General features: G+C 72.1%; 22 protein-coding genes. 7 read left to right on the top strand and 15 right to left on the bottom strand.

Annotation, left to right across the window (positions count from 1 at the left end; translation table 11 throughout):
* Together IQ279_RS14390 and IQ279_RS14385 are read right to left on the bottom strand one after the other, a co-directional pair.
* The gene (locus tag IQ279_RS14390) at positions 1-597 is read right to left on the bottom strand and encodes a DUF5819 family protein (RefSeq protein ID WP_206348919.1); all 597 of its coding nucleotides are present in this window, start codon (positions 595-597) and stop codon (positions 1-3) included.
* A 152-nt stretch (positions 598-749) separates the two neighbouring features.
* Positions 750-1,592, bottom strand: a complete 843-nt coding sequence (locus tag IQ279_RS14385; RefSeq protein ID WP_206348918.1) for a hypothetical protein — start codon at positions 1,590-1,592, stop codon at positions 750-752.
* Between the two features lie 387 nt (positions 1,593-1,979).
* Here IQ279_RS14385 and IQ279_RS14380 point away from each other — a divergent pair, with 387 nt between their 5' ends.
* Entirely contained in the window at positions 1,980-2,435 is a 456-nt protein-coding gene (locus IQ279_RS14380; RefSeq protein ID WP_206348917.1) for a hypothetical protein, read from the top strand.
* 36 nt (positions 2,436-2,471) lie between these two features.
* Here IQ279_RS14380 and drmC read toward each other — a convergent pair whose 3' ends face one another.
* The 5 genes from drmC to IQ279_RS14355 are packed head-to-tail and all read right to left on the bottom strand — an operon-like array spanning position 2,472 to position 9,838.
* Complete coding sequence (drmC, locus tag IQ279_RS14375; RefSeq protein ID WP_206348916.1) at positions 2,472-3,224, bottom strand: DISARM system phospholipase D-like protein DrmC; 753 nt, start codon at positions 3,222-3,224, stop codon at positions 2,472-2,474.
* Positions 3,221-5,107 carry an MrfA Zn-binding domain-containing protein gene (drmB, locus tag IQ279_RS14370; RefSeq protein WP_206348915.1) on the bottom strand — a complete coding sequence of 629 codons (1,887 nt, stop codon included), beginning with the start codon at positions 5,105-5,107 and terminating at the stop codon, positions 3,221-3,223. The genes drmC and drmB overlap by 4 nt, the downstream gene beginning before the upstream one ends.
* Positions 5,104-8,739 (bottom strand): DISARM system helicase DrmA, encoded by a 3,636-nt coding sequence (gene drmA, locus IQ279_RS14365; RefSeq protein ID WP_206348914.1) that lies wholly within the window; start codon positions 8,737-8,739, stop codon positions 5,104-5,106. The genes drmB and drmA overlap by 4 nt, the downstream gene beginning before the upstream one ends.
* Positions 8,740-8,750: 11 nt before the next feature.
* Positions 8,751-8,918 (bottom strand): hypothetical protein, encoded by a 168-nt coding sequence (locus IQ279_RS14360; protein ID WP_206348913.1) that lies wholly within the window; start codon positions 8,916-8,918, stop codon positions 8,751-8,753.
* Positions 8,915-9,838 (bottom strand): helix-turn-helix domain-containing protein, encoded by a 924-nt coding sequence (locus tag IQ279_RS14355; RefSeq protein WP_206348912.1) that lies wholly within the window; start codon positions 9,836-9,838, stop codon positions 8,915-8,917. The genes IQ279_RS14360 and IQ279_RS14355 overlap by 4 nt, the downstream gene beginning before the upstream one ends.
* Positions 9,839-10,198: 360 nt before the next feature.
* Here IQ279_RS14355 and IQ279_RS14350 point away from each other — a divergent pair, with 360 nt between their 5' ends.
* Positions 10,199-10,486 carry a helix-turn-helix domain-containing protein gene (locus IQ279_RS14350; protein WP_372445135.1) on the top strand — a complete coding sequence of 96 codons (288 nt, stop codon included), beginning with the start codon at positions 10,199-10,201 and terminating at the stop codon, positions 10,484-10,486.
* Complete coding sequence (locus IQ279_RS28805; protein ID WP_372445144.1) at positions 10,413-10,574, top strand: hypothetical protein; 162 nt, start codon at positions 10,413-10,415, stop codon at positions 10,572-10,574. Before IQ279_RS14350 ends, IQ279_RS28805 begins: the two co-directional genes overlap by 74 nt.
* Before the next feature lie 27 nt (positions 10,575-10,601).
* Here IQ279_RS28805 and IQ279_RS14345 read toward each other — a convergent pair whose 3' ends face one another.
* On the bottom strand, positions 10,602-11,069 hold the full coding sequence (locus tag IQ279_RS14345) for an ATP-binding protein (RefSeq protein WP_372445134.1): 468 nt from the start codon (positions 11,067-11,069) through the stop codon (positions 10,602-10,604).
* Between the two features lie 304 nt (positions 11,070-11,373).
* Between IQ279_RS14345 and IQ279_RS14340 the strand changes: the two genes are divergently transcribed.
* From IQ279_RS14340 to IQ279_RS14325, 4 genes are all read left to right on the top strand, one after another.
* Positions 11,374-12,348 carry a PASTA domain-containing protein gene (locus IQ279_RS14340; protein ID WP_206348911.1) on the top strand — a complete coding sequence of 325 codons (975 nt, stop codon included), beginning with the start codon at positions 11,374-11,376 and terminating at the stop codon, positions 12,346-12,348.
* Between the two features lie 400 nt (positions 12,349-12,748).
* Entirely contained in the window at positions 12,749-12,931 is a 183-nt protein-coding gene (locus tag IQ279_RS14335; protein ID WP_206348910.1) for a hypothetical protein, read from the top strand.
* Between the two features lie 449 nt (positions 12,932-13,380).
* Positions 13,381-14,268: a helix-turn-helix domain-containing protein gene (locus IQ279_RS14330; RefSeq protein WP_206348909.1), complete on the top strand. Its 888-nt coding sequence runs from the start codon at positions 13,381-13,383 to the stop codon at positions 14,266-14,268.
* Positions 14,265-14,471: a DUF397 domain-containing protein gene (locus tag IQ279_RS14325; protein ID WP_206348908.1), complete on the top strand. Its 207-nt coding sequence runs from the start codon at positions 14,265-14,267 to the stop codon at positions 14,469-14,471. Before IQ279_RS14330 ends, IQ279_RS14325 begins: the two co-directional genes overlap by 4 nt.
* A gap of 89 nt (positions 14,472-14,560) precedes the next feature.
* On the opposite strand, the gene IQ279_RS14320 is transcribed toward IQ279_RS14325, so the two are convergent.
* From IQ279_RS14320 to IQ279_RS14295, 7 genes are read right to left on the bottom strand one after another with little or no spacing between them, the layout of a single operon-like run.
* Positions 14,561-15,538: an SUKH-3 domain-containing protein gene (locus IQ279_RS14320; RefSeq protein WP_307792354.1), complete on the bottom strand. Its 978-nt coding sequence runs from the start codon at positions 15,536-15,538 to the stop codon at positions 14,561-14,563.
* On the bottom strand, positions 15,535-15,771 hold the full coding sequence (locus tag IQ279_RS28505) for a YwqJ-related putative deaminase (protein ID WP_307792357.1): 237 nt from the start codon (positions 15,769-15,771) through the stop codon (positions 15,535-15,537). Before IQ279_RS28505 ends, IQ279_RS14320 begins: the two co-directional genes overlap by 4 nt.
* 12 nt (positions 15,772-15,783) lie before the next feature.
* Positions 15,784-15,924: a hypothetical protein gene (locus IQ279_RS28500; protein ID WP_277402545.1), complete on the bottom strand. Its 141-nt coding sequence runs from the start codon at positions 15,922-15,924 to the stop codon at positions 15,784-15,786.
* Positions 15,917-16,390 (bottom strand): SUKH-3 domain-containing protein, encoded by a 474-nt coding sequence (locus IQ279_RS14310; protein ID WP_206348907.1) that lies wholly within the window; start codon positions 16,388-16,390, stop codon positions 15,917-15,919. The genes IQ279_RS28500 and IQ279_RS14310 overlap by 8 nt, the downstream gene beginning before the upstream one ends.
* A gap of 25 nt (positions 16,391-16,415) precedes the next feature.
* A complete protein-coding gene (locus tag IQ279_RS14305) occupies positions 16,416-16,784 on the bottom strand; it encodes a YwqJ-related putative deaminase (protein WP_307792356.1) in 369 nt (122 codons plus the stop codon).
* A 20-nt stretch (positions 16,785-16,804) separates the two neighbouring features.
* Positions 16,805-17,440, bottom strand: coding sequence for a DUF4291 domain-containing protein (locus IQ279_RS14300; protein WP_206348906.1), 636 nt, complete (start codon positions 17,438-17,440; stop codon positions 16,805-16,807).
* The gene (locus IQ279_RS14295; protein ID WP_206348905.1) at positions 17,437-17,991 is read right to left on the bottom strand and encodes a hypothetical protein; all 555 of its coding nucleotides are present in this window, start codon (positions 17,989-17,991) and stop codon (positions 17,437-17,439) included. The genes IQ279_RS14300 and IQ279_RS14295 overlap by 4 nt, the downstream gene beginning before the upstream one ends.
* Between the last annotated feature and the right edge of the window lies 1 nt (position 17,992).

Raw genomic sequence — 17,992 nt, 5'->3', positions numbered from 1 at the left:
TCACAGTCCCTCGTGGTCTCGTTCCGTCACGGGCCACCACGGCAGCGTCCGGCGCGATACGGTGCCCGGCCCGGTTCCCTGCGCGGGCCGCCAGGGGTGCGGAATCAGCGTGAAGCGGGCGCCGACCTGGAGGGCGACGACCGGCCGCCCCCGCCACTCGCGTCCGATCCGCTGGAGGACGACGCGCTTGAGGTAGGCGGTGGCCAGCTCCGCGCGGACGCCGGTGTCCCGGTCGCTCGTGCCGTGTGTGGCGACGTAGGAGTCCCAGGCGCGGCGGAGCATGTTCTGGTGCACATGGCTGGGGGCCGGGTTGCCCCTGATCTCCTCGATGTCCCGGGCGGTGAGGTTCGTCCACTCCGAGGTGCGGTGGCCGCCGTCCTCGTCCCTGGTCCTCACCCGGGCCAGAACGACCTCGTCGCGCTGCAGCGGGTTGGGCGCGAACAGCTTCCAGTCCTGGCCGAACTCCGGCTGGACGTAGGCGTCGATCCGCTCCCCGTACCGGGCGGTGACGGCGTTGGGCGGGGCGATGTGCAGGAAGAGCATGGCCAGGTGCGTCAGCGTGACGCCCGCCAGGACGAGGGCGGTCACCACCGACACGCCCGTCGCCCACAGCGGTGCCCGGCGGCCGGAGCCCGCCCCGTGTTTCGGTCCGCTGTGGCAAACCGGACCCTCCCCCTCGCCGGCGGCCGTGCGAGGGGGAGGGAAGGCCGTGCCCGGCGGTGCGCCGGCGTCCTGCGGTGGACGTGCGGTCACGGGTTGTTTCCACTGGCCGCCTGGTTGGCCGAGAGCGGGCAGTTGTCCACGCGTACGCCCTGGTAGTCGATGTCGGGGTGGGCGTCGCTCAGCAGGTCGGCCACGTTGTTCGCGGCGTCGCCGCCGTACCACTGGGGGTTGTCGACGACCTCGAACAGCGTCGGGTCGGTCGGCGCGCCCGCGCTGATGCCCTGGGGTGAGCGCGGAGGCGGCGCGCCGAACACGCTGCTGTAGGTCTCGTTGCCGGTGTAGCCGGTCGGGCCCCAGGCCTCGGGGTAGTTGTTCTTCCAGAAGCCCGGGGAGCACCACTGGGCCGCGCCGCCGTTGGTGGTGGTGCCGTTGGTCGTCATGCCGGTGGTCATGCCGTTGGTCGCGGTGCCGGTGGTCGTCATGCCGGTGGTCATGCCGTTGGAGCCACCGATGAGGCCGATGAGGCCGCCGCCGGACATACCGATCAGGACCGGGCGGTTGGAGTTGTCCTGGGTGCACTGCTTGCTGTTGACGCCCTGGCACCCGTCGACCCGGTTGGACTTCGACTTGATGTCCCGGCGGGAGTTGTCGACGGAGTGCTTGGAGACCTCCGTGTGGCGCTTGGAGTTGTCGGTGTTGTGGTGCCTGGAGTTGTCCTGGTTCCGGTCGGGGCCGTCGCTGTGCTTGCGCCCGCCGCTCCCGTGGTCGCCCCGGTGGTCGCCCTGTCCGCCGCCCTGTCCGCTGTGCCCGCCCTGTCCGCCCTGCCGCGCGCCGGGGTGCTCCCAGCCCATCGCCTCGGCGGCGGTGACGCCGCCCAGCAGCAGAGTGCCCACCGAGCACCCGATGAGCAGGGCCTTCGCAGCTCTCATGGATTTCCCGCCTTCCTGGTCCGCACAGGCGAAAAGCGCCTATGTGATAACGGTTCAAATAGGGAGAAAGGTAATGGGTCGTCATGAGGGAGTGGGCGGTCGGCGCGGAGCCCGGTGGGCTTCCACCCGTCCGGGTATCCGGCGGTGGCGCAAACGGCGGCCGACCGTCGGGCACCGCGCCCGGCGCCGCCCGGTGCCCCCGGCGCGGTGCCCGACGGACACGACCCACGAGACGGTGGCCCCGAGCGGTGTGCGCGGGCCGCCACGGCCGCTCCGGCCGGTGAACAGGGCTGCCCCCAAGCCGCTGGGCCGGTCCGGCCGACTAGGATCGTCGGCGCCGTCCGGGAGACGTCCCGGGCGGCTTTCGATCCGCGAGGGGGAATGGGTGTGCGCAGGGCGACCGCAGGACTGGCTCTGATCGTCTCCGGTGTGCTGCTGACGGGATGCGGCGGCGGGGACGACGGGGGAGCCGAGGGGAAGCCCGCCCCCTCGGCCTCCGGTAGCGAGGAGCCGGGCGGCGGCGAGGGCGGCGCGGACAAGGGCGGTGAGGTGGTGCGCGAGGTGACCCTTGAGGTCGAGGGCACCGGGAAGACGCAGATCGCCTATGTCGCGGACGGGAACAAGGCCGAGCAGGTCACGCTCCCGTGGAAGAAGACGGTCGAGCTCTCCCTGACCAAGGCCGAGCAGGAGGTCGGCGTCCTGGTGTCGGTCGTGCCCGGCTCGGTCCCGGGCGAGGACGGCATGCTCAAGCCGGCGCCCTGCACCATCACCGTCGACGGCGAGAAGGTCGACGACAACCAGGACGGCAAGGACGTCCTGGGCTGCAAGCACATGGTTAAGTGAGGGCCCTGCCGGGGGCGGCGCCGTAAGCCGCGGCCGTCAGGCGCCGTCGGTGCGGGCGGGCCGGAGGGGCCCTTCGCCGGGGCGGACGAGCCAGCGGAGGTGGTCGGCGATCCGGTCCACGGCCTCCGGGTCGCGGACGATCACACCGATCTCGATGTTGTCGCGCAGGGCCCGGTCGGTGAGGTTCGCGCTGCCGAGCAGGGCGGTGTGCCGGTCGGCGACGACGGCCTTCGCGTGGAGGGTGCCGTCCGTCCGGTGCCAGACCCGGACGTGCCCGTGGAGCGGTGCGAAGGCCCGGACGGCCGCCGTGGACTCCTCCAGCAGCAGATCGACCATGACGCCCCGCCGTACGGCCCGTCGCAGTTCTTCCACGACGTCCCCGACGCCGTACGCGGCGAAGCTGGCGACGATCAGCGTCTCCCGGGCGGACCGTATGACGTCGACGGCCACGCCGCTGGTCAGCCGCACCGGTATGGACGGGCTCACCGGGCCGCTGACGACCGGTTCGACGAGCCGGCCGGGACGGCAGGTCTCGTACTGGACGGCGGACGCCTCCAGCGCCAGGGCCAGGGCCGCCCCGGTGAGCTGCGGGGCCTCCTCCCGCCAGGCCTGCCGTACGCGGGCCAGGTGGTGGGCGAGCCCCGCGGTCGGGAGCCGCGCGGCGAACCGGTCGAGGGCCGGGTCGTCCGGGCCGTGGGCGCCGCCCAGCCTCCCGGCCCAGTCGCGGGTCCGGTCCCGCGGGAGCCGCCCGGCGAGGTCGGCGAGGAGTCCGGCCAGGGCGGGCGTCATGGGAGGAAGGCCCCGGGGCCTGCGGTGAGGGTCTCGACCAGGAGGGAGCGGTCCAGGTAGTGGTTGCCCCGTTCGCAGGAGGTCTCCGCGGCGAAGAGGCAGGCGTGGCAGGCCGCGCCGTGGAGGCGTCCGTGGAGGCGCGGGTCGTGTTCCGCGCAGATCGGGTCGGAGCTGCACAGCCGGGCGGCGGCCAGGGCCTGTTCGATGGAGGCCCCCAGGCTCTCGTGCCGGCCGAGTGAGACCAGGCCGCCCAGGGTGCCCTCGCTGTCGGGCGCGGCGGTGTAGAGCAGGACGCCCGCCATGGGCTCGTCCCCGGTGCGGGCGTAGACGCGCTCGGCGATGCCGGAGGCCCCGTAGCCGCACTCCAGGGCCAGCTCCCGGATGAGGGCGTGGGCGAAGGTGTGCAGCAGGACGTAGCGCATGCCGGGCCAGTGGGGTTCGGCGATGCCGCGGGCCAGGCACCATGTGCGGTGGGCGCCGCGCAGGACCTTCTCCCGGTCGAGGACGGCGGGGTCCTTCTCCCAGGTGGCCACTCTCTCCTCGTCGAAGGCCAGGAATATGCCCTCGCCGCGCAGTTCGGCGCACGGCACCCAGGTCGGGGCCTCGCGGGAGATCGGGGCGGTCCGCCTCCGCTCCTGGGTGGGGTCGTCGCTCCGGGGCAGCCACTCGGGGGCGTCGATGCGGGTGAAGCCGGTGAGCGCGGCGACCTCGCGCAGCCGGTGGACGAGGACGACCCGGTGGAGCCAGCCCGAGGCTCCGGCGGGCACCGGTTCGCGTTCGGTGGTGAAGTCGGGCAGGTCGTAGGGGTGGGGCTTGGTGAAGGCCCGCCACTCGGGGGTGGCCAGGTCGAAGTCGTCCTCCTCGGAGGACTGCCCCGGCTGTCCCGGCTGTCCGGGCTGTCCGGTGGCGACGTGCGCGGCCTCCCTGGTGACCGCCTCCCACACCCTGTCGACGCCGTAGGGCTCCAGGTCGGGCCAGCACGTCTGGGTGGGCAGCAGTGTCTTCGCCGCGTCGGCGGGGACGGCCGTCAGGAGGGAGAGCAGGTTCCAGTGCTCGCGTACGGCCTGGACCAGCGGCTCCTGGGCGCGGGGCAGGCTGAAGATCCTCAGCTGGGAGGCGAACCAGCTGTTGGTGGCGCCGAGCGCGATGGTGCGCACCTTCTCGCCGCACTCCTCGAAGGTGCCCAGATGGGGGTGGTGTCCCCGGCACGCGGGCAGTTCCCGCTCCCCTCGCGCGCCCATCGCCTCGGCCAGGGAGCGTGCTTTGACGTCCTTGCAGGAGCACCTGACGAAGATGTTGGCGGCCTCGCCCATGGTGCCGCGTTCGAGGAGTTCGAGGATGCAGTCGTCCGGGTGCGGCGCGCCGCGGTGGACGAAGTACATCCAGGGGAAGTCGTCCAGGTGCCCGGCGGGGCAGGCGAGCAGGAAGCGGGCGGGTACCGCGGTCGGCCTGCCGCGGCCCTGGCCGTGGCAGTTGTGGACGTAGCGCGTCTCCTCGGGGTGGAAGAAGTTCTCGACCAGCTCGAACAGGCCGGAGGAGGCGGGCGCCAGCCGGTTGCACCGCTCGCGGGAGCAGCGCAGCCAGCGCGGGAAGAGCGCGACGGGGACGCCGACGCGGGCCCACTCGTCGAAGGGGTTGGTGGTCTCGGGCAGGTGGGGCGGGGTGCGCAGCGCGGCGACCTGGGGGCCCAGGCGTCGGCGCACGGCGGCCAGCAGCCGGTCCTCGGTGAGCGGAGTGGCCTTCTCCAGTTCCCAGTGGTCGAGGCCGAGGACCATGGTGGAGAGGTTGGGCAGGTCGGTGACCGAGCCGATGCCGTAGGTGTGCAGCAACTGGCTGGGGCGGAGTTCGCCCACGCGCAGCGGTCCGTTGGCCGGTGTGGTCACGGCTGCTCCCGGGGGTCGTCGTGCGGTTCCCCGGCCTGCGGGCGGGGGGTGAAGGGCGGTTCCGCGGCGTGGTCCCGGCCGGTGTCGCCCAGGAACAGCAGCCGGACCGGTGGTTCGACCTCGCGCAGCGAGGTGGGGCAGGTCATGAGCTGCCAGCGGGTGCCGTCCGGCTCCCGCAGCAGGGGGGTCACATCGCCCCGGCGCCGCGCCTTCCGGTAGCCGAGGACGGCGCCGGGCTCCCTGCGGCGCTGCTCCCAGTGGTCCAGGCGGTGGTCGAGGTGGTCGCGCACCTTGCCGCCCACCCGCCGTTCGCCGGTGACGCCCTCGGCCCGGCGCTGGAGGTGGCGCACCACGTGGTCGGCCAGTTCCCCGCGGGTGTCGAAGGACTGCGCGCCGCGGTTGCCGTTGTACTCCTGCTTCAGGTCGCGGACGAGGGAGGCCAGTACGCCGGTGAGCCCCCGGTCGACGGCGCGGTCGGCGAAGGGCGTGACGGAGAGGGCCTCCACGTGCTGGTAGACGGAGGCGTGGAAGGACTCGAAGGTCTCGTAGTGCGACAGGTCGCGCGGCCGGGCCCAGTTGAGGAGGGTGAGGACCAGTCCGGGGTCCCGCCGGCCGACGCGGCTGGTCGCCTGGATGTACTCGGCCGTGGACTTGGGCTGGTTGCTGACGACCATCACGCCGAGCCGGGAGACGTCCACGCCCACCGCGATCATGTTGGTGGCCAGCAGCACGTCGATGGGGCGGGGCGACCCCTTGGGCCGGTCGGTGAAGGGCAGTTCGAGTTTCTCCAGGATGCCGGGGATGGTGTCCGAGGACATGCGCGAGGTCAGCTCGGCGACGTTGTCGGCGTGCCGCCTGGCGAGGCCGCGCCGGTCGGTCCGGGTCAGGCGGGTGGAGATGTCGTCCTCCACCAGGCGCCGCATGCCGCCGAGGTCCCGCAGGCTGTTGAAGTAGCCGACCAGGGTCATGTACGGGTCGGTGATCTCGTTGCGCCCGTAGCGGTCGTGGAGGAGCTGGGCTGCGGCGAGCTGTGCGACGTACACGCGGATGGCGACCGACTTGGTGCGCACGCCCTGTGCGCAGATGCCGACGTAGCGGCGGCCGGGCCTGGCCGAGGTGGGCCGGCGGCGGGCGAAGAAGTTGTCGTCGGCGTCGAGCCCGGGGGGCGGGAAGACCGCGGTGCGGCGTCTGAAGAGGTCGTTGATCTGCCGGTGGGCGCGGCGGACGGTCGCGGTGGAGGCGATGACCTTCGGCCTCACCGTGCGGCCCGGTTCGACCTCCCAGGTGGCGAGCCGGTCGACGGCGGCCTCGTACAGCCCGACGAGGGAGCCGAGCGGGCCGGATATCAGGTGCAGCTCGTCCTGCACGATCAGGTCCGGGGGGCGTATGCGCGGCGCGTCGACGGTGCGGGCCGCCGGGAGGCCGCCGCGGGCCGGGTGGGTGGCGCGTTCCCACTCGCCGTCGGCGGCGTCGGCGGTGACGTAGCCGTGCCGGGTGCAGCGGCGCGCGACCTGGCCGAAGAGGGTCTGGGTCTCGCCCCGCCAGGGGAGCTGGGCGAACTTGTCGACGGTGGCGATGACCAGGCTCGGCGGCAGCCGGTAGATCTCCTCGTCCACGACGAGGACGGGCAGCCCCCGCTCCTGCGGTGCCGCGCCGAAGGCCCCCTCGCCGAAGGGGCAGTGGTAGACGTCGGGGCAGGTGACGAAGGTGCGGCGGAGGGCGGGGTCGACGGTGATGTCCCGGCCGGCGTCGAGCCCGGTGCCGCACCAGGGGCAGCTGGTGAGCTGGTGGGGGGAGCCGGTCCGGCCCCGCAGGCCGCGCCCTCCGTCCTTGCGGCGGTCCTTGAGCCAGGCCTCGGCCTGGTCGGTGGTGTTGGGTGTGACGCGGCCGCCGACCCACAGGCCGATGCGGAAGGGGTTCGCTCCCCAGTGGTCCGGGTCCGCGCGGCGGATCGTCTCGCAGGCGCAGATCAGCGCGGCGGCGCGCTGGAACTGCTGGATGGTGAGCAGCCGCAGGGTGTAGCGCATCAGGACGGCCACGCCGTGCTCGGCGTCCAGGCCGCCGAGGCGGGGCATGCGCCGCCGGACGGCCAGGGTGAAGGCGGTGAGGCCGAGGTAGGCCTCGGTCTTGCCGCCGCCGGTGGGGAACCAGAGCAGGTCGGCCAGTGCGCGTTCGCCGTCGCCGCGTTCGCCGTCGGCGCGGTCCGGGTGGGAGGGGTCGGCCAGTGGGGGCAGGCCGAGCAGGATGAACGCGAGCTGGAAGGGCCGCCAGCTCCGGTTCCCCGGTACGTCCGCGGCCGCGACGGCCGCGTCCAGGGGGAGGCCGGGGTCGCGGCGGCGGGCGGCGGCGGCGAGGGTGTGGACGCGTTGCAGCCACATGGCGCGGTTGGCGAACCGGAAGGCGTCGAACGCGGCCTCCTCCGCGAGGAGGGCTATGCCCTCCTCGATGCGCGCGGCGGCCTCCTCCGCGCGTTCCAGGGCCTCGCGGGCCTCCGTGCCGTATCCGTCGAGGCGGGCGTCGGGGTCCGCGATCCTCTCCCCGGCGCGGGCGATCCAGGACCGGTATCCCTCGACGAGGGGCCGCAGGGCGGCCTGTAGCGCCGCGGGGTCGTCCTTTTCGCACAGCTCCCTCATGTCCAGTACGAGGTCGCGCAGTTCGGCGAGGTCCGCGTCCTGCTCCGAGTGCGGGTCCGGGACGTCGGTGTGCGGGATCTCGTAGGAGGGGGCGGCGACGGTGGAGATCTCCTCGGCGCGCAGCGGATCGCCGGGCGCGGTCTCCGCGTGCACCCCGGTGCCGTGCCCGACGGCGAACTCCGGGTGGAAGCGGTAGGCCATCGCCAGCGACCGGCGCTCGGCCCGGTCGGCGGTGTCACCGCCGGGCCGGTCGGTGGTGCGGCGGGGGAGGAAGGGGGCGGTCCCCGGGGCGCCGCGGACGGACATCCGGGCCTGGAAGAGCCAGTTGCGTGAACTCGGACGCCCGCCGGCCTCCTGCCCGTTCTGTCCATCCTGTCCGTTGACGAGGAAGAGGGAGACGAGCCAGTCCCCGTCGTGTCTGCGGGCCCTGCCGCGAACGACGACGCGGGGGAACTCCCCGCGCAGCACGGGCCCGGCCTCGACGGGCCCTTCCTCCCGCAGCCTCACCGTCACGGGGCCGGAGAAGGGCCGCCGGTGCCAGACCCTGCCCGTCTGTTCCGGGTCGTGGGAGGGGCCGGGCTCGTAGCGGGCCCACGAGCAGTGCACCCGCAGTTCGTCCACCGAGCCGTCGACGCGGAAGGTCATGCCCAGGGCGGAGGGCTGGAGGCTGGGCACGTTGGGCGCGTCGGGGTCGTGGTCGCCCTCCTCGGTGTCCGGGATCGCGGCCACCGGGTTCCCGTCCAGCTCGTCCGGCTCGATCAGCTGCCCGGACGGTGTCACTTCGCCGCCGGAGACAGCGCCGCCCGGCGCGAGCCGCCCGATGATGTAGTGGTCGGCCGGATTGCCGGGCAGTTCCTCGGTCTCGCCCCCGATGGGGCCGAGCAGATCGGTGACGACGAGCTCGGCCAGCTCGTCCCTGATCCGCTGCGGTGTGGGCGCGGCCAGGACCGGCAGGCCGCCGGTGCCCGCGGGCGGGGAGGTGTCGCTGTGCTGGCTCACACCGCCACACCCTAGTGACGGCCGCCGGCAGCGGGCGGGGTTTCGGCACACGAGGTGATCAGATCCTTCCTGGTGGCGTGGCGCTGCCGGAACCCCTCCTCGTCCCACTGCCGGGCCTGCTCGAAGTGGTGCGGCCGTGCCTCGGCGCGGGGGCGGCGCCGCTTGTACTCCCCGGTCATGCGGCCAGGGGTGGTGGGGCGGTGGCACGGGCCTCGCGGCAGTCGCGGCACAGGCCGGGGGCGGGGGAGCGGAAGGCGCGGTCGCAGCCGTCGCAGTTCCGGAGCGGGTCCGGTCGCGGGGGCCGGGGCGCGGGCGGCGGTGCGGCCGGGAGATGCGGCGGCAGCAGCGCGGTGAGGCGGTGGGCGAGCAGCGCGGCCGGGTGGCGCAGCGGCTCCGCGGGCAGGTCGGCGGCCAGGGTGCGGCGTACGGCGTCGGGTGCGGCCCCGCGCTCCAGCCAGGCCGTCACGGCGGGGGCCAGGCGCGTCACGTCCCGTTCGGAGAGCAGCAGGCGGGGGTCGTCGCGCCGCAGCTCGGCCAGGATGGCGGTGGCGGCCCGCTCGCGCACCGGGTTGCCGGTGGTGCGCGGCTGCGGCAGCGGCGGCGGGGGTGGGGGAGGCGGCGCCGCCACGGGCGCGGGCACGGGCGTCGGCTCGGCGGCGGGGGCCGGGGCCGGGGTCGGCCGGGGCTCCGGCAGGCGTACGGGCGGCCGGGACGGCCGCACCCGCTCGGCCTGCCCCGCCCGTACCGCCGCCGGGTTGTCGTAGGACACCGTGCGGGTGACCACCCGCCCGCTCGGCAGCCGCTCCCGCTTGCGCGACAGATAGCCGTGCGCCTCCAACTCCCGCAAGGCGGCCGCGATCCGCGTCTCGCCCTCGGCGAAGCGGGCGGCGAGGGTGCGGATGTCCACCCGCGCGCCGTCGGGCAGCGACTGGATGTGGACGCCCAGCCCGATCGCGGTCAGCGACAGCTCGCGGTGCTGGGCGAGGTGGTTGCCGACGACGGTGAAGCGCTCGGTGTGCCGGGCGGTGACGTGGACGACGCCGCCGCCCGGAACGGCGGACGGCGCGCGCGGCGGCGCGCTAGGCTGCGGCTCAGCCATCTGGGAAGCCCTACTTCCTCGGTGGTCAGGCCCTCGTCCGGGATGGCCGTCCCGGCGGGGGCCGTCGCATGTCTGCGGTGGCGGCGGTGATGCGTGGTGCTCTGCGGTGTCCCGCAGTGCTCGCTGGTGCCTGTCGCGGCGAGCCTATGCCGGGGAGTCGGCCGCCACGCCGGTCCGGCCCCTCGGCTCACCCGTACGAGTGACGGGGTCCGGTTGGGTTGGGTGGGGTTCTCTCTCCGGTCCTTTGATGCTTCTGACGCCGTGCCCCGCCGGGTCTCCACCCACCGCAACGTGCTTTCCCGCGAGCCGGTGGACGGGCCCCGCCGGGCACACCCGTGACCGGACCGAGGAGGACGGACTGTGAACCACGCGCGGTGGAGGACCCGCCGGACCAGAAGGCTCCTGGGCGAGGCGGTCGAGGAGTCCCCGGCCTACGCCGAGGCCGGGCACGCGTTCGCGCTCGGCCGGGCGGTCTACGACCGGCGTACCGAACTCGGTTTCTCGCAGACCGAGTTGGCCAGACGTGCCGGAATGACCCAGCAGCGGATCTCCACCATCGAGGGGGGGCGACTCGGTGCCGACCCTGCCTCTGCCGACCCGCCTGACCAAGGCACTGGACGCCTCGCCGGCCGCCGAGTTGGACGGTGACGAGTCGGCGTTCGTCTTCGCCCCGCGCCGCGACGGCGACGGCCCGTCCGGCGGGAACGCCCCGCCCGGCCACTCCTCCGTCGCCTGAGCGGCAGTTTCGCGGGCGCCGCCGGGATCAGGGGCGGAGGTCGAGTTCGGCCCAGACCGTCTTGCGCGGCGGCGGCCAGCTCTCCACGCCCCAGCGGTCGGCCAGCGCCTCGACGAGCAGCAGCCCGCGCCCGCCCTCCGCGTCCTCGGGCGCCGACGGGCCGGGCGCGGCCGGGAGGCGGTCGCCGCGTGCGTCGGACACCTCGATGCGCAGCGTGACGCCGCCGACGTCACCGCCGTCCCCGGTGACGCGCAGGCCCAGCCGGAAATCACGGCCGGGCACGCGCCCGTGCAGGACGGCGTTGCCCGCCAGCTCGGCGGTGATCTGCGCGGCCGTCTCGGTGGGCAGCCCCTGGTCGGCCAGGTGCGCGACGGTCAGGAGCCGGGCCAGCCGGGCTCCCCGGCGGGTCGAGGACAGGAGCACGGCGAGCTCCCGGGTGGGGGCGGAGGCGGGGGCCGGGGCGGGCCTCTCGGTGCGGGTGGTCTCTGGAGTCACGTCACCCAGCGTGTCCGCCCGCATCCGCCCCGGCCATACCTGACTCCTGCTCAGGGGAATCCTGTTCGGCTCTTGTGCGGGCTTGTGCGGCCGGTGCGTGAGGGGCGAGCCTTCCCGCCCCGCTGTGCGCGGCATTCGGCCCAGACACCCGTCACGGGCGGAGAACCGGTTTTGCGTATCGCCCGCCCCGGCGGCCCCGCGCGGCTAGCATTCGCGGCACGAACGGCACTGCCAGGGGGGCGGGATGACGTTGTTTCACGCTGCGCGGAACATATCGCGCGGACGACAAGCACATGGTCGGCGGATGATCCGGAGTCTTCCGGGGCGGGGAAAGCGGGCGGGGGGCCGTGCCGCGATCCGCGGGAGGTTCATCGCCTTCGGAGTCTTCGGCGCTTTTCTGCTCGGGGCCTGCTCGGACGCCGACGCCGGGGCGGAACCGAAGGAGACCGTCACCGTCACGGCGACGGCGACCGCCACCGTGACGGCGGAGCCGGAGAGCATCTCCTCCCAGAAGGGCGAGGCCCTCGAAGCGGCCAGGGAGGCCGCAGAGGAGGCCGGTTACGAGGTCTCCGTCCACAACGCCAACAAGGGCGACGCCGAGCCTTCCGGGAAATGGAAGGTGTGTTTCGAGGAGATCGGCTACGGCACCGTCGACTACGGGGCCGTCCGGGAGGGCGCTCTCTGCCCGAAGAAGGACGGCGGCCCGCTCGCCTGGCCCCGGATTCCCGACGTCACCGGCAAGGTCTACGCCAAGGCCGTCAAGGCACTGGCCAAGGTGGGCGTCGACGAGGACGAGATCGACGTCGAGTCGGCGTACAAGGACGTCTCCATCTCCGCCTCCGACGTGGAGGAGGACCCGGAAGGCTACAAGGTCTGCTTCCAGTCGCCCTCGGCGGGCAAGGACGCCAAGCCGGACACCGAGGCGAAGCTGACCCTGGTCGAGGGCGGCTCCTGCCCGTCGGGCAAGGGCACCTACAAGGACCGCAAGAACGACCCCGACTACACCCCGCCGCCGCCTCCGGCCGCCAGTGGTTCCACTGGAGGTTCGGGTTCCACCGGCGGCGGTTCCGGCTCCTCGGGCTCCTCGGGTGGTTCGGGTGGTTCCGGCGGTGCCGCCCAGTGGAACGGCCAGTGCGAACTGACCTCCCCGGCGGGCAACTGCTACCAGGCAGGCCAGTTCTGCGCCAACAAGCACCTCGGTATGCAGACGCACAACTCCGCCGGCCGGATCATCTACTGCAAGCAGCGCGCCGACGGGCAGCGCTGGAACTACTCGTAAGGGCGTGACCCGGTAGGGGACGCCGACCGGCGAGGCCCCTGTCCGAAGCACTGGTGGACGAGTCCACCGGCGCGACGGGCAGGGGCCTCGTCGAAGTGAACCCGGAAGCCGGCAACAGTTGATCTCGGAGGCGTCGGCGCTTCCGGCGGGCGGCGGGGTCGCGTTCGGTGACGTGTCGGGCGACGGCGCCGGTGCCGTGCTCGACGCGGATGCGCGGTATCGCCGACCGAGAACTCGACGTCTCACCGCCTACCGTGCACGAGCCCGTTCGGCGGGCAGTGTGCGGTTACGGTCACGGGAAGGTCTCCAGCGGAGGATGTCGAAAGTGGCAGGCGTGGGAGAACGTCGGAACGGCAGGCATGGAAGCCTGCGGAAGGCTTGCGTTGCGATTCTGCTGACAGTGGGCATCGGGGCAGTCGTCGCGGGCGCTGCGACGGCCTACACCGCGCACCGTGATCCCAGCGGCCGCATCGTCGAGCACCGGGTGCCCGAGGAGGAGAGGGAGCGGGCCCGGGAGTACTGGACCGAGGAACGCATCCGGAACGCCGATCCCGCTGGACCACTCGGTATCGAGCCGGACTGACCCGGTGGTGGAGCGGGCCGACCCGTCGCCCACAACGGCACGGTCCCCTCCGACAGCTCCACCGTGCGGCGGACGAAGTCGACCACCATCTCCGGGTGCTCGTCAGGCTTCGGGAACCGGCATCCACTGGACGGCCGGTGATCACCCGACTCCGAGATCAAGTACTGGCGGCTTTTGGGCTCATCTCGGTGACCCTCTGAACGGGGGCTTCGCCCTCCCGTCGTCTCCGACGGAACGACTGTATGAAGTGGAATTTCCTGTTCGAGGGATTTTCCGCCGAATGAGTGCGTTGGCGGACTCTCCGTGCCTAATGTGACTCTTGGTTACGGCGCTTGAACGGGGAGTGGCTGTGCGAGTGCGGGCCGCGACTGTGCGGCTTGTACGGCGTGACGGCTTCGTTTCGGGCGCTGTTGGACACGGGCACGGCGAACACGGAGGGGTTGGTGCACATGGCTGTGGACGACAACGGCGCGACACGCGGGATCCACACCACGGACGGCGCGGACGGCACGTCCTGGGAACCCGACTGGGACGACGAGTACGCACCGGTGGTGAAGGCCGCCGGCCGCCAGATCAAGCTGTGGCGAGAAGGTGCGGGCCTGACGCAGCAGGAGCTGGGCGACGCCATCGGCTACAGCCTGGGCATGGTCTCGGCCGTCGAGCGCGCCAAGCGGCTGCCGCACCCGGACTTCCTGGGCAAGGCGGACGAGGTCGTGGGCGCGAGCGGCAAGCTCGCCGCGATGAAGAAGGACGTGGAGGAGGCCCGCTACCCGAAGAAGGTGCGGGATCTGGCCAGGTTGGAGGCCGACGCCGTTGAGTTGGGTGCTTACGGCAGCCACAACATCCACGGCTTGTTGCAGACGGAGGAGTACGCAAGGGCGCTGTTCAACATGCGGCGACCCGCCTACTCCAAGGATGATCTCGAACGGCACGTGGCGGCGCGCATGGCTCGACAGAGGATCTTCGAGCGGACGCCCACTCCCACACTGGGCTTTGTCCTGGACGAGGCGACGCTTCGACGCCCACTCGGGGGCAGAATGGTGCTGCGCCGCCAGCTCGAACACCTTCTGGACATCGGCCAGTTGAGGCACGTCGAGGTCCAGGTGATGCCGTTGGATCGTGAAGACCACGCAGGGATGGGAGGTCAGCTTCAGGTGTTGAAGCTGAAGGACGGCACAGCGGTGGCGTACTCCGAGGCGCAGCTAATCACCCACCTGGTCTCCGACCCCAAGGAAGTCCAGGTGCTTGAGCTGCGGTATGGCATCATCCGCGCCCAGGCTCTCAGCCCACGGGAGTCCTCGGCCTTCATCGAGAAACTGCTGGGAGAGATCACATGACGCTCAAGCCCTCCGCCGGAGACGGTTCCGCGCCGAACTGGGTCAAGAGCAGCTACAGCGGCAGCGACAACAACGACTGCGTCGAGGTCGCGGCCACCCCTGGCGCCATCCGTGTCCGCGACTCCAAGGACATACAGGGCCCGCAGCTCGCCTTCGCGCCCGGCGCGTGGGCCGACTTCCTGTCGCGCACAGCGGGTCACTGACCTCCAGCGGCCCGCACTCCCGTGCCCGGCCCCGGCTGGGCGCGGGACGCGTCGCCGTGCGGCGGCTGGAAGAGTCTGCCCTGCCTTGTTCAGGCATCCGCCCAGGCGCCGAAGGCGCGGGCGGCGGCCGACACGGCCGCACCGGCGGTGCTGACGGACGCCCCGGGGCCGGCGGCCAGATCGAGTGCGAGGGGCGCGGCGTCCGCCGAGCCGTCCACGCGGATCCGGCAGTCGACCGAGGCCAGGGTCATCGCCGTGTCCGGCGGCGGGAGCACCGAGACGGCGAGTTCCGCCCCGCGCAGGGTGGCCCCGGCCTTCCCCAGAGAGCCGGATACCTCCCGAGCCAGGAGACCGGCGTTCTCCTCCAACGAGGTGGGGTGCAGGTCGAACCGCTCGTCGAAGGACACGGCTCCGAAGCCGCGCAGCGCCGTGACGCGGACGCCCAGCGTCCTGGCGCTGCGGACGCCGTGGCGGTGCAGGACGTAGACGGCGGTCATGGCCGTACGCAGCGCCTCGGCCACCGGGCCGTCCCCGTCGCGGGGAATCGGCCACCGCCATCGGCGGTTCTCCAGGCGGTGCGGCGCGTGCCCGTGCGCCAGCGCTTCGAGCCCGGCACCCGGAGAGTCGCCCAGCAGCCACCATCCGCCGTGGTCCACGGCGAACAGGCGGCCCGCCTCGTCCACGGCGAGCAGCGAGTCGCCGTCCGTGCGGCCGAAGGGGAAGAGCCGTACGCCGAGCGCCTCGGCCGGCTCACCGAACGCCCGGTGGGCGTGCCGGGCCAGAGCCGGATCGATGACGGCCCCGGTGGCCGCGCAGTCCCTCCCCGCCTCGGCGGGCGGTATGCGCAGGCCGTGGAACTCCCGGAGCGCCCGCTCCGCCGCGGGGAAGAGTTCCCACCGGGCCGGGTGCGGGCCCGAAGCCGGGGAGACCATGCTCAGCACTTCCAGCAGCGCCGTCATCGCCTGATCCTGTACGTCCCGGCCGGGGCTCCAGCCACCGGCCCGCAGTGCCGGGTGCTCCTCCACGGGTTCCATGGCGTCCACGAGGTCCACGGGAGCTGCCCTCACGCGCTCAGGATCTGCACGGACAGCCTCTCCAGGAGTGCCGTGCACGAACGGCATGGCGGGGTCGGCTGCCCGTGCTCGGGATCGCCCTGCTCGCGGATCTTCCGGGACATGATCGCCGAGCCCTCGAAGTGCGGGAGCGCCTCGTCGAGGGTGGTCGTACGGCCGTCCGCGCGCTCCTGGTCCAGGCGCCACAACTGGTCGGAGACGAGCGCGGACTCGGCGCAGTAGCCGATGAACGGCTCCCGTTACTCAGGGGGGAGCGCGTCGAAGAACTCCCGGACCGCCGGATGAAGTTCGGGCCGCCCGTCCCCGGTCGGGTTCGTCTGGCTCACGACCGTGCCCCGGACGAGCAGGGAGGCGGCGACGCGGGGGACGCCGTCAGACATAGAAATCCTCCGCATCCTGGACGTCGCTCTTTTTGAAATTCCAGAGGGCCTGTAGCGAGTCGTCGGCCAGATAGTAGTTCCCTGTGTGGTGTACGACGAAGAAGCGTCCTTTCTCGTCCGCCACCATGACGGCACCGTCATAGGAGTCATACCCCAACGGGAAGACTTTTTCCCCGATTTCCCGGGAAAGCTCCTCGATCTCCTCGGCGCCCCCCTTATAGGGAAATCCGGGGTCCGCGAAGAAATGGTTCTCCGGACTCTCGTGGAGGAGGATCTTGAGGCCTCCGTAATTCCGGACGAAGCTGTACGCATGCTCCGAGGGAGACCAGGAGGCCCCGTGTTCCGCCGCCTGTTCCCGGGCTTTTCGAATGAGTTCATCCGCCTCGGCCCCGATGTCACGTTCCGGAGACCACCCGTACAGGCGAAGCCATGCTTCTGCGGCCTGCCGTCCCGAAGAGGAACTCATCGGCCTTCCGCCCTTTCCACTTTCCTCACCTGTGGGCCTTCACTCCGAGAACGGGAAGCATGTGTTCACAGGATGTGCACGGCGGTTTGCAGTCCCCGTGGGATATCGTGCCGTCCCGTGTCTGGATGTCGCCTATCTGCTGACTGTGGACCATGGCTCCTTTGAGGGCCTCTCGTGCATCCTCCACCGTGCGGATCTTCGACCCGTCGGGGTCGAGTTGGTGCAGTCGGTCTGATATGAGGGGGACTTCGGCGCATTTCCCGTGGCCGATTCCCTTGTCCAGGCCCTTCGCCGAGATCTCGTTCTCCGCTCGTCTCAACGCATCCGAGACGGCGGGGTGGGTTTCGGGGATCTTCATGCCGTGCTTCTTGGTGGTGCTGGTGTGTGAGGCGATGACACCGTCGTGCGGGAGGGCTACCCGAGCGTGCCGCCGATGCGTTCGCGTATGCCCTCAGGCAGCGGGTACGGGATCTCCCGTGGGAGTCCGGCCGACGCCTGGTCCAGGCGATCGGCCGTGACATCACGGTGAATCGCCCGAGCGGAGTCGGTGATATCCGAGATCCGGACGATCCACTTCTCCACATACCGTTCCACGGCTTCGCCCGACAGACCGATCTGAATGGCGCGGTACGGCAGGGGTTGAAGCGTGATCGAACGTTCCGGATCCCACTGGACCCTCACGGGACTGGCCCTCAGCTGCTCCTTCCACGCCCCCACATCGGCGTGGACCTTCGGCGCGTAGTGGCTGAGACTCGAATGAGCGAGTGCCCACTCGAACCCCTCCCTCGTCATCTCGATGGCGAGGACCCTCTCCTGGCCCGGCTTGGTGGCCCAACCGGAGCGGTACATCATCCACAGGAACGACGGCTTGATCCACGTCATCCGCTCACGTTTGAAAGGGGCCACGAACGTGCCGGTGGCGAGCGCGGCATCGGCTATCGCCGGCGCGTACGCCTGGTACACCGTGATGGTCTCCTCCGTGAAACGCGCTCTCACCTGCCGCTCCGCCACAGGCAGCGGTGCCTCCGTGGGCCTTCCCCCGGACGTCATACCGGCGTTCCCTCCGCCCAGGCACTGGAACGCCGGACGACGGGCCCGTCGACGCGCAGGGCGCCGGCCGTGTACGCGGCCCAGCGCAACTCCTGGCATCCGAAGAAGGACTCGCCCCAACTGTCGACCCAGATGTGCACGTGTGAGGGACCGGCCCGTGTGACGTCCCACCACTGCCACCCCCTGGAGTCGTCATCGGGGTCGAACCGGTAGAGCCAGTTCTGGAGTGACCACGGCCTGCTCTGGGTGTGGGACTCGTACGCGCCACGACCATCCCCGGCGAAATCCGGGACCCCTTCACCGCCCGGTGCGCAGACCGCCGCGAACCAGCCCGGTACGCCCTCGGTGGGAAGTTCCTCCTGCTCGAAGTCGGCGGCGATCCCCAGGTTCACCGCGGCCGACAGGACCGAGCGAAGACGCTCGGCGTACCGGTCCGGATCACCGGGGAGGTCCACCGTGAACTCGGAGAGGACGGGGGGAGCCGATTCGGCGGCAGGGCGGCGCCGAAGACGCTCCGCCTCCGCCTCCAGACTTTCCTCGCTGTGCATCATC

Source organism: Streptomyces verrucosisporus (assembly GCF_017114865.1).
Taxonomy (GTDB): Bacteria; Actinomycetota; Actinomycetes; order Streptomycetales; family Streptomycetaceae; genus Streptomyces; species Streptomyces fenghuangensis.
Note: the sequence above shows the minus strand (reverse complement) of the source record. Positions and strands in the feature narration are given on the sequence as shown.

Bases quoted from the DNA above. Each gene is read 5' to 3' on its own strand.
- IQ279_RS14385 (WP_206348918.1), bottom strand. From the start codon at position 1,592: ATGAGAGCTGCGAAGGCCCTGCTCATCGGGTGCTCGGTGGGCACTCTG.
- drmC (WP_206348916.1), bottom strand. From the start codon at position 3,224: ATGACGCCCGCCCTGGCCGGACTCCTCGCCGACCTCGCCGGGCGGCTC.
- IQ279_RS14360 (WP_206348913.1), bottom strand. From the start codon at position 8,918: ATGACCGGGGAGTACAAGCGGCGCCGCCCCCGCGCCGAGGCACGGCCG.
- IQ279_RS14355 (WP_206348912.1), bottom strand. From the start codon at position 9,838: ATGGCTGAGCCGCAGCCTAGCGCGCCGCCGCGCGCGCCGTCCGCCGTT.
- IQ279_RS14340 (WP_206348911.1), top strand. From the start codon at position 11,374: ATGATCCGGAGTCTTCCGGGGCGGGGAAAGCGGGCGGGGGGCCGTGCC.
- IQ279_RS14330 (WP_206348909.1), top strand. From the start codon at position 13,381: ATGGCTGTGGACGACAACGGCGCGACACGCGGGATCCACACCACGGAC.
- IQ279_RS14325 (WP_206348908.1), top strand. From the start codon at position 14,265: ATGACGCTCAAGCCCTCCGCCGGAGACGGTTCCGCGCCGAACTGGGTC.
- IQ279_RS28500 (WP_277402545.1), bottom strand. From the start codon at position 15,924: ATGTCTGACGGCGTCCCCCGCGTCGCCGCCTCCCTGCTCGTCCGGGGC.
- IQ279_RS14310 (WP_206348907.1), bottom strand. From the start codon at position 16,390: ATGAGTTCCTCTTCGGGACGGCAGGCCGCAGAAGCATGGCTTCGCCTG.
- IQ279_RS14300 (WP_206348906.1), bottom strand. From the start codon at position 17,440: ATGACGTCCGGGGGAAGGCCCACGGAGGCACCGCTGCCTGTGGCGGAG.
- IQ279_RS14295 (WP_206348905.1), bottom strand. From the start codon at position 17,991: ATGATGCACAGCGAGGAAAGTCTGGAGGCGGAGGCGGAGCGTCTTCGG.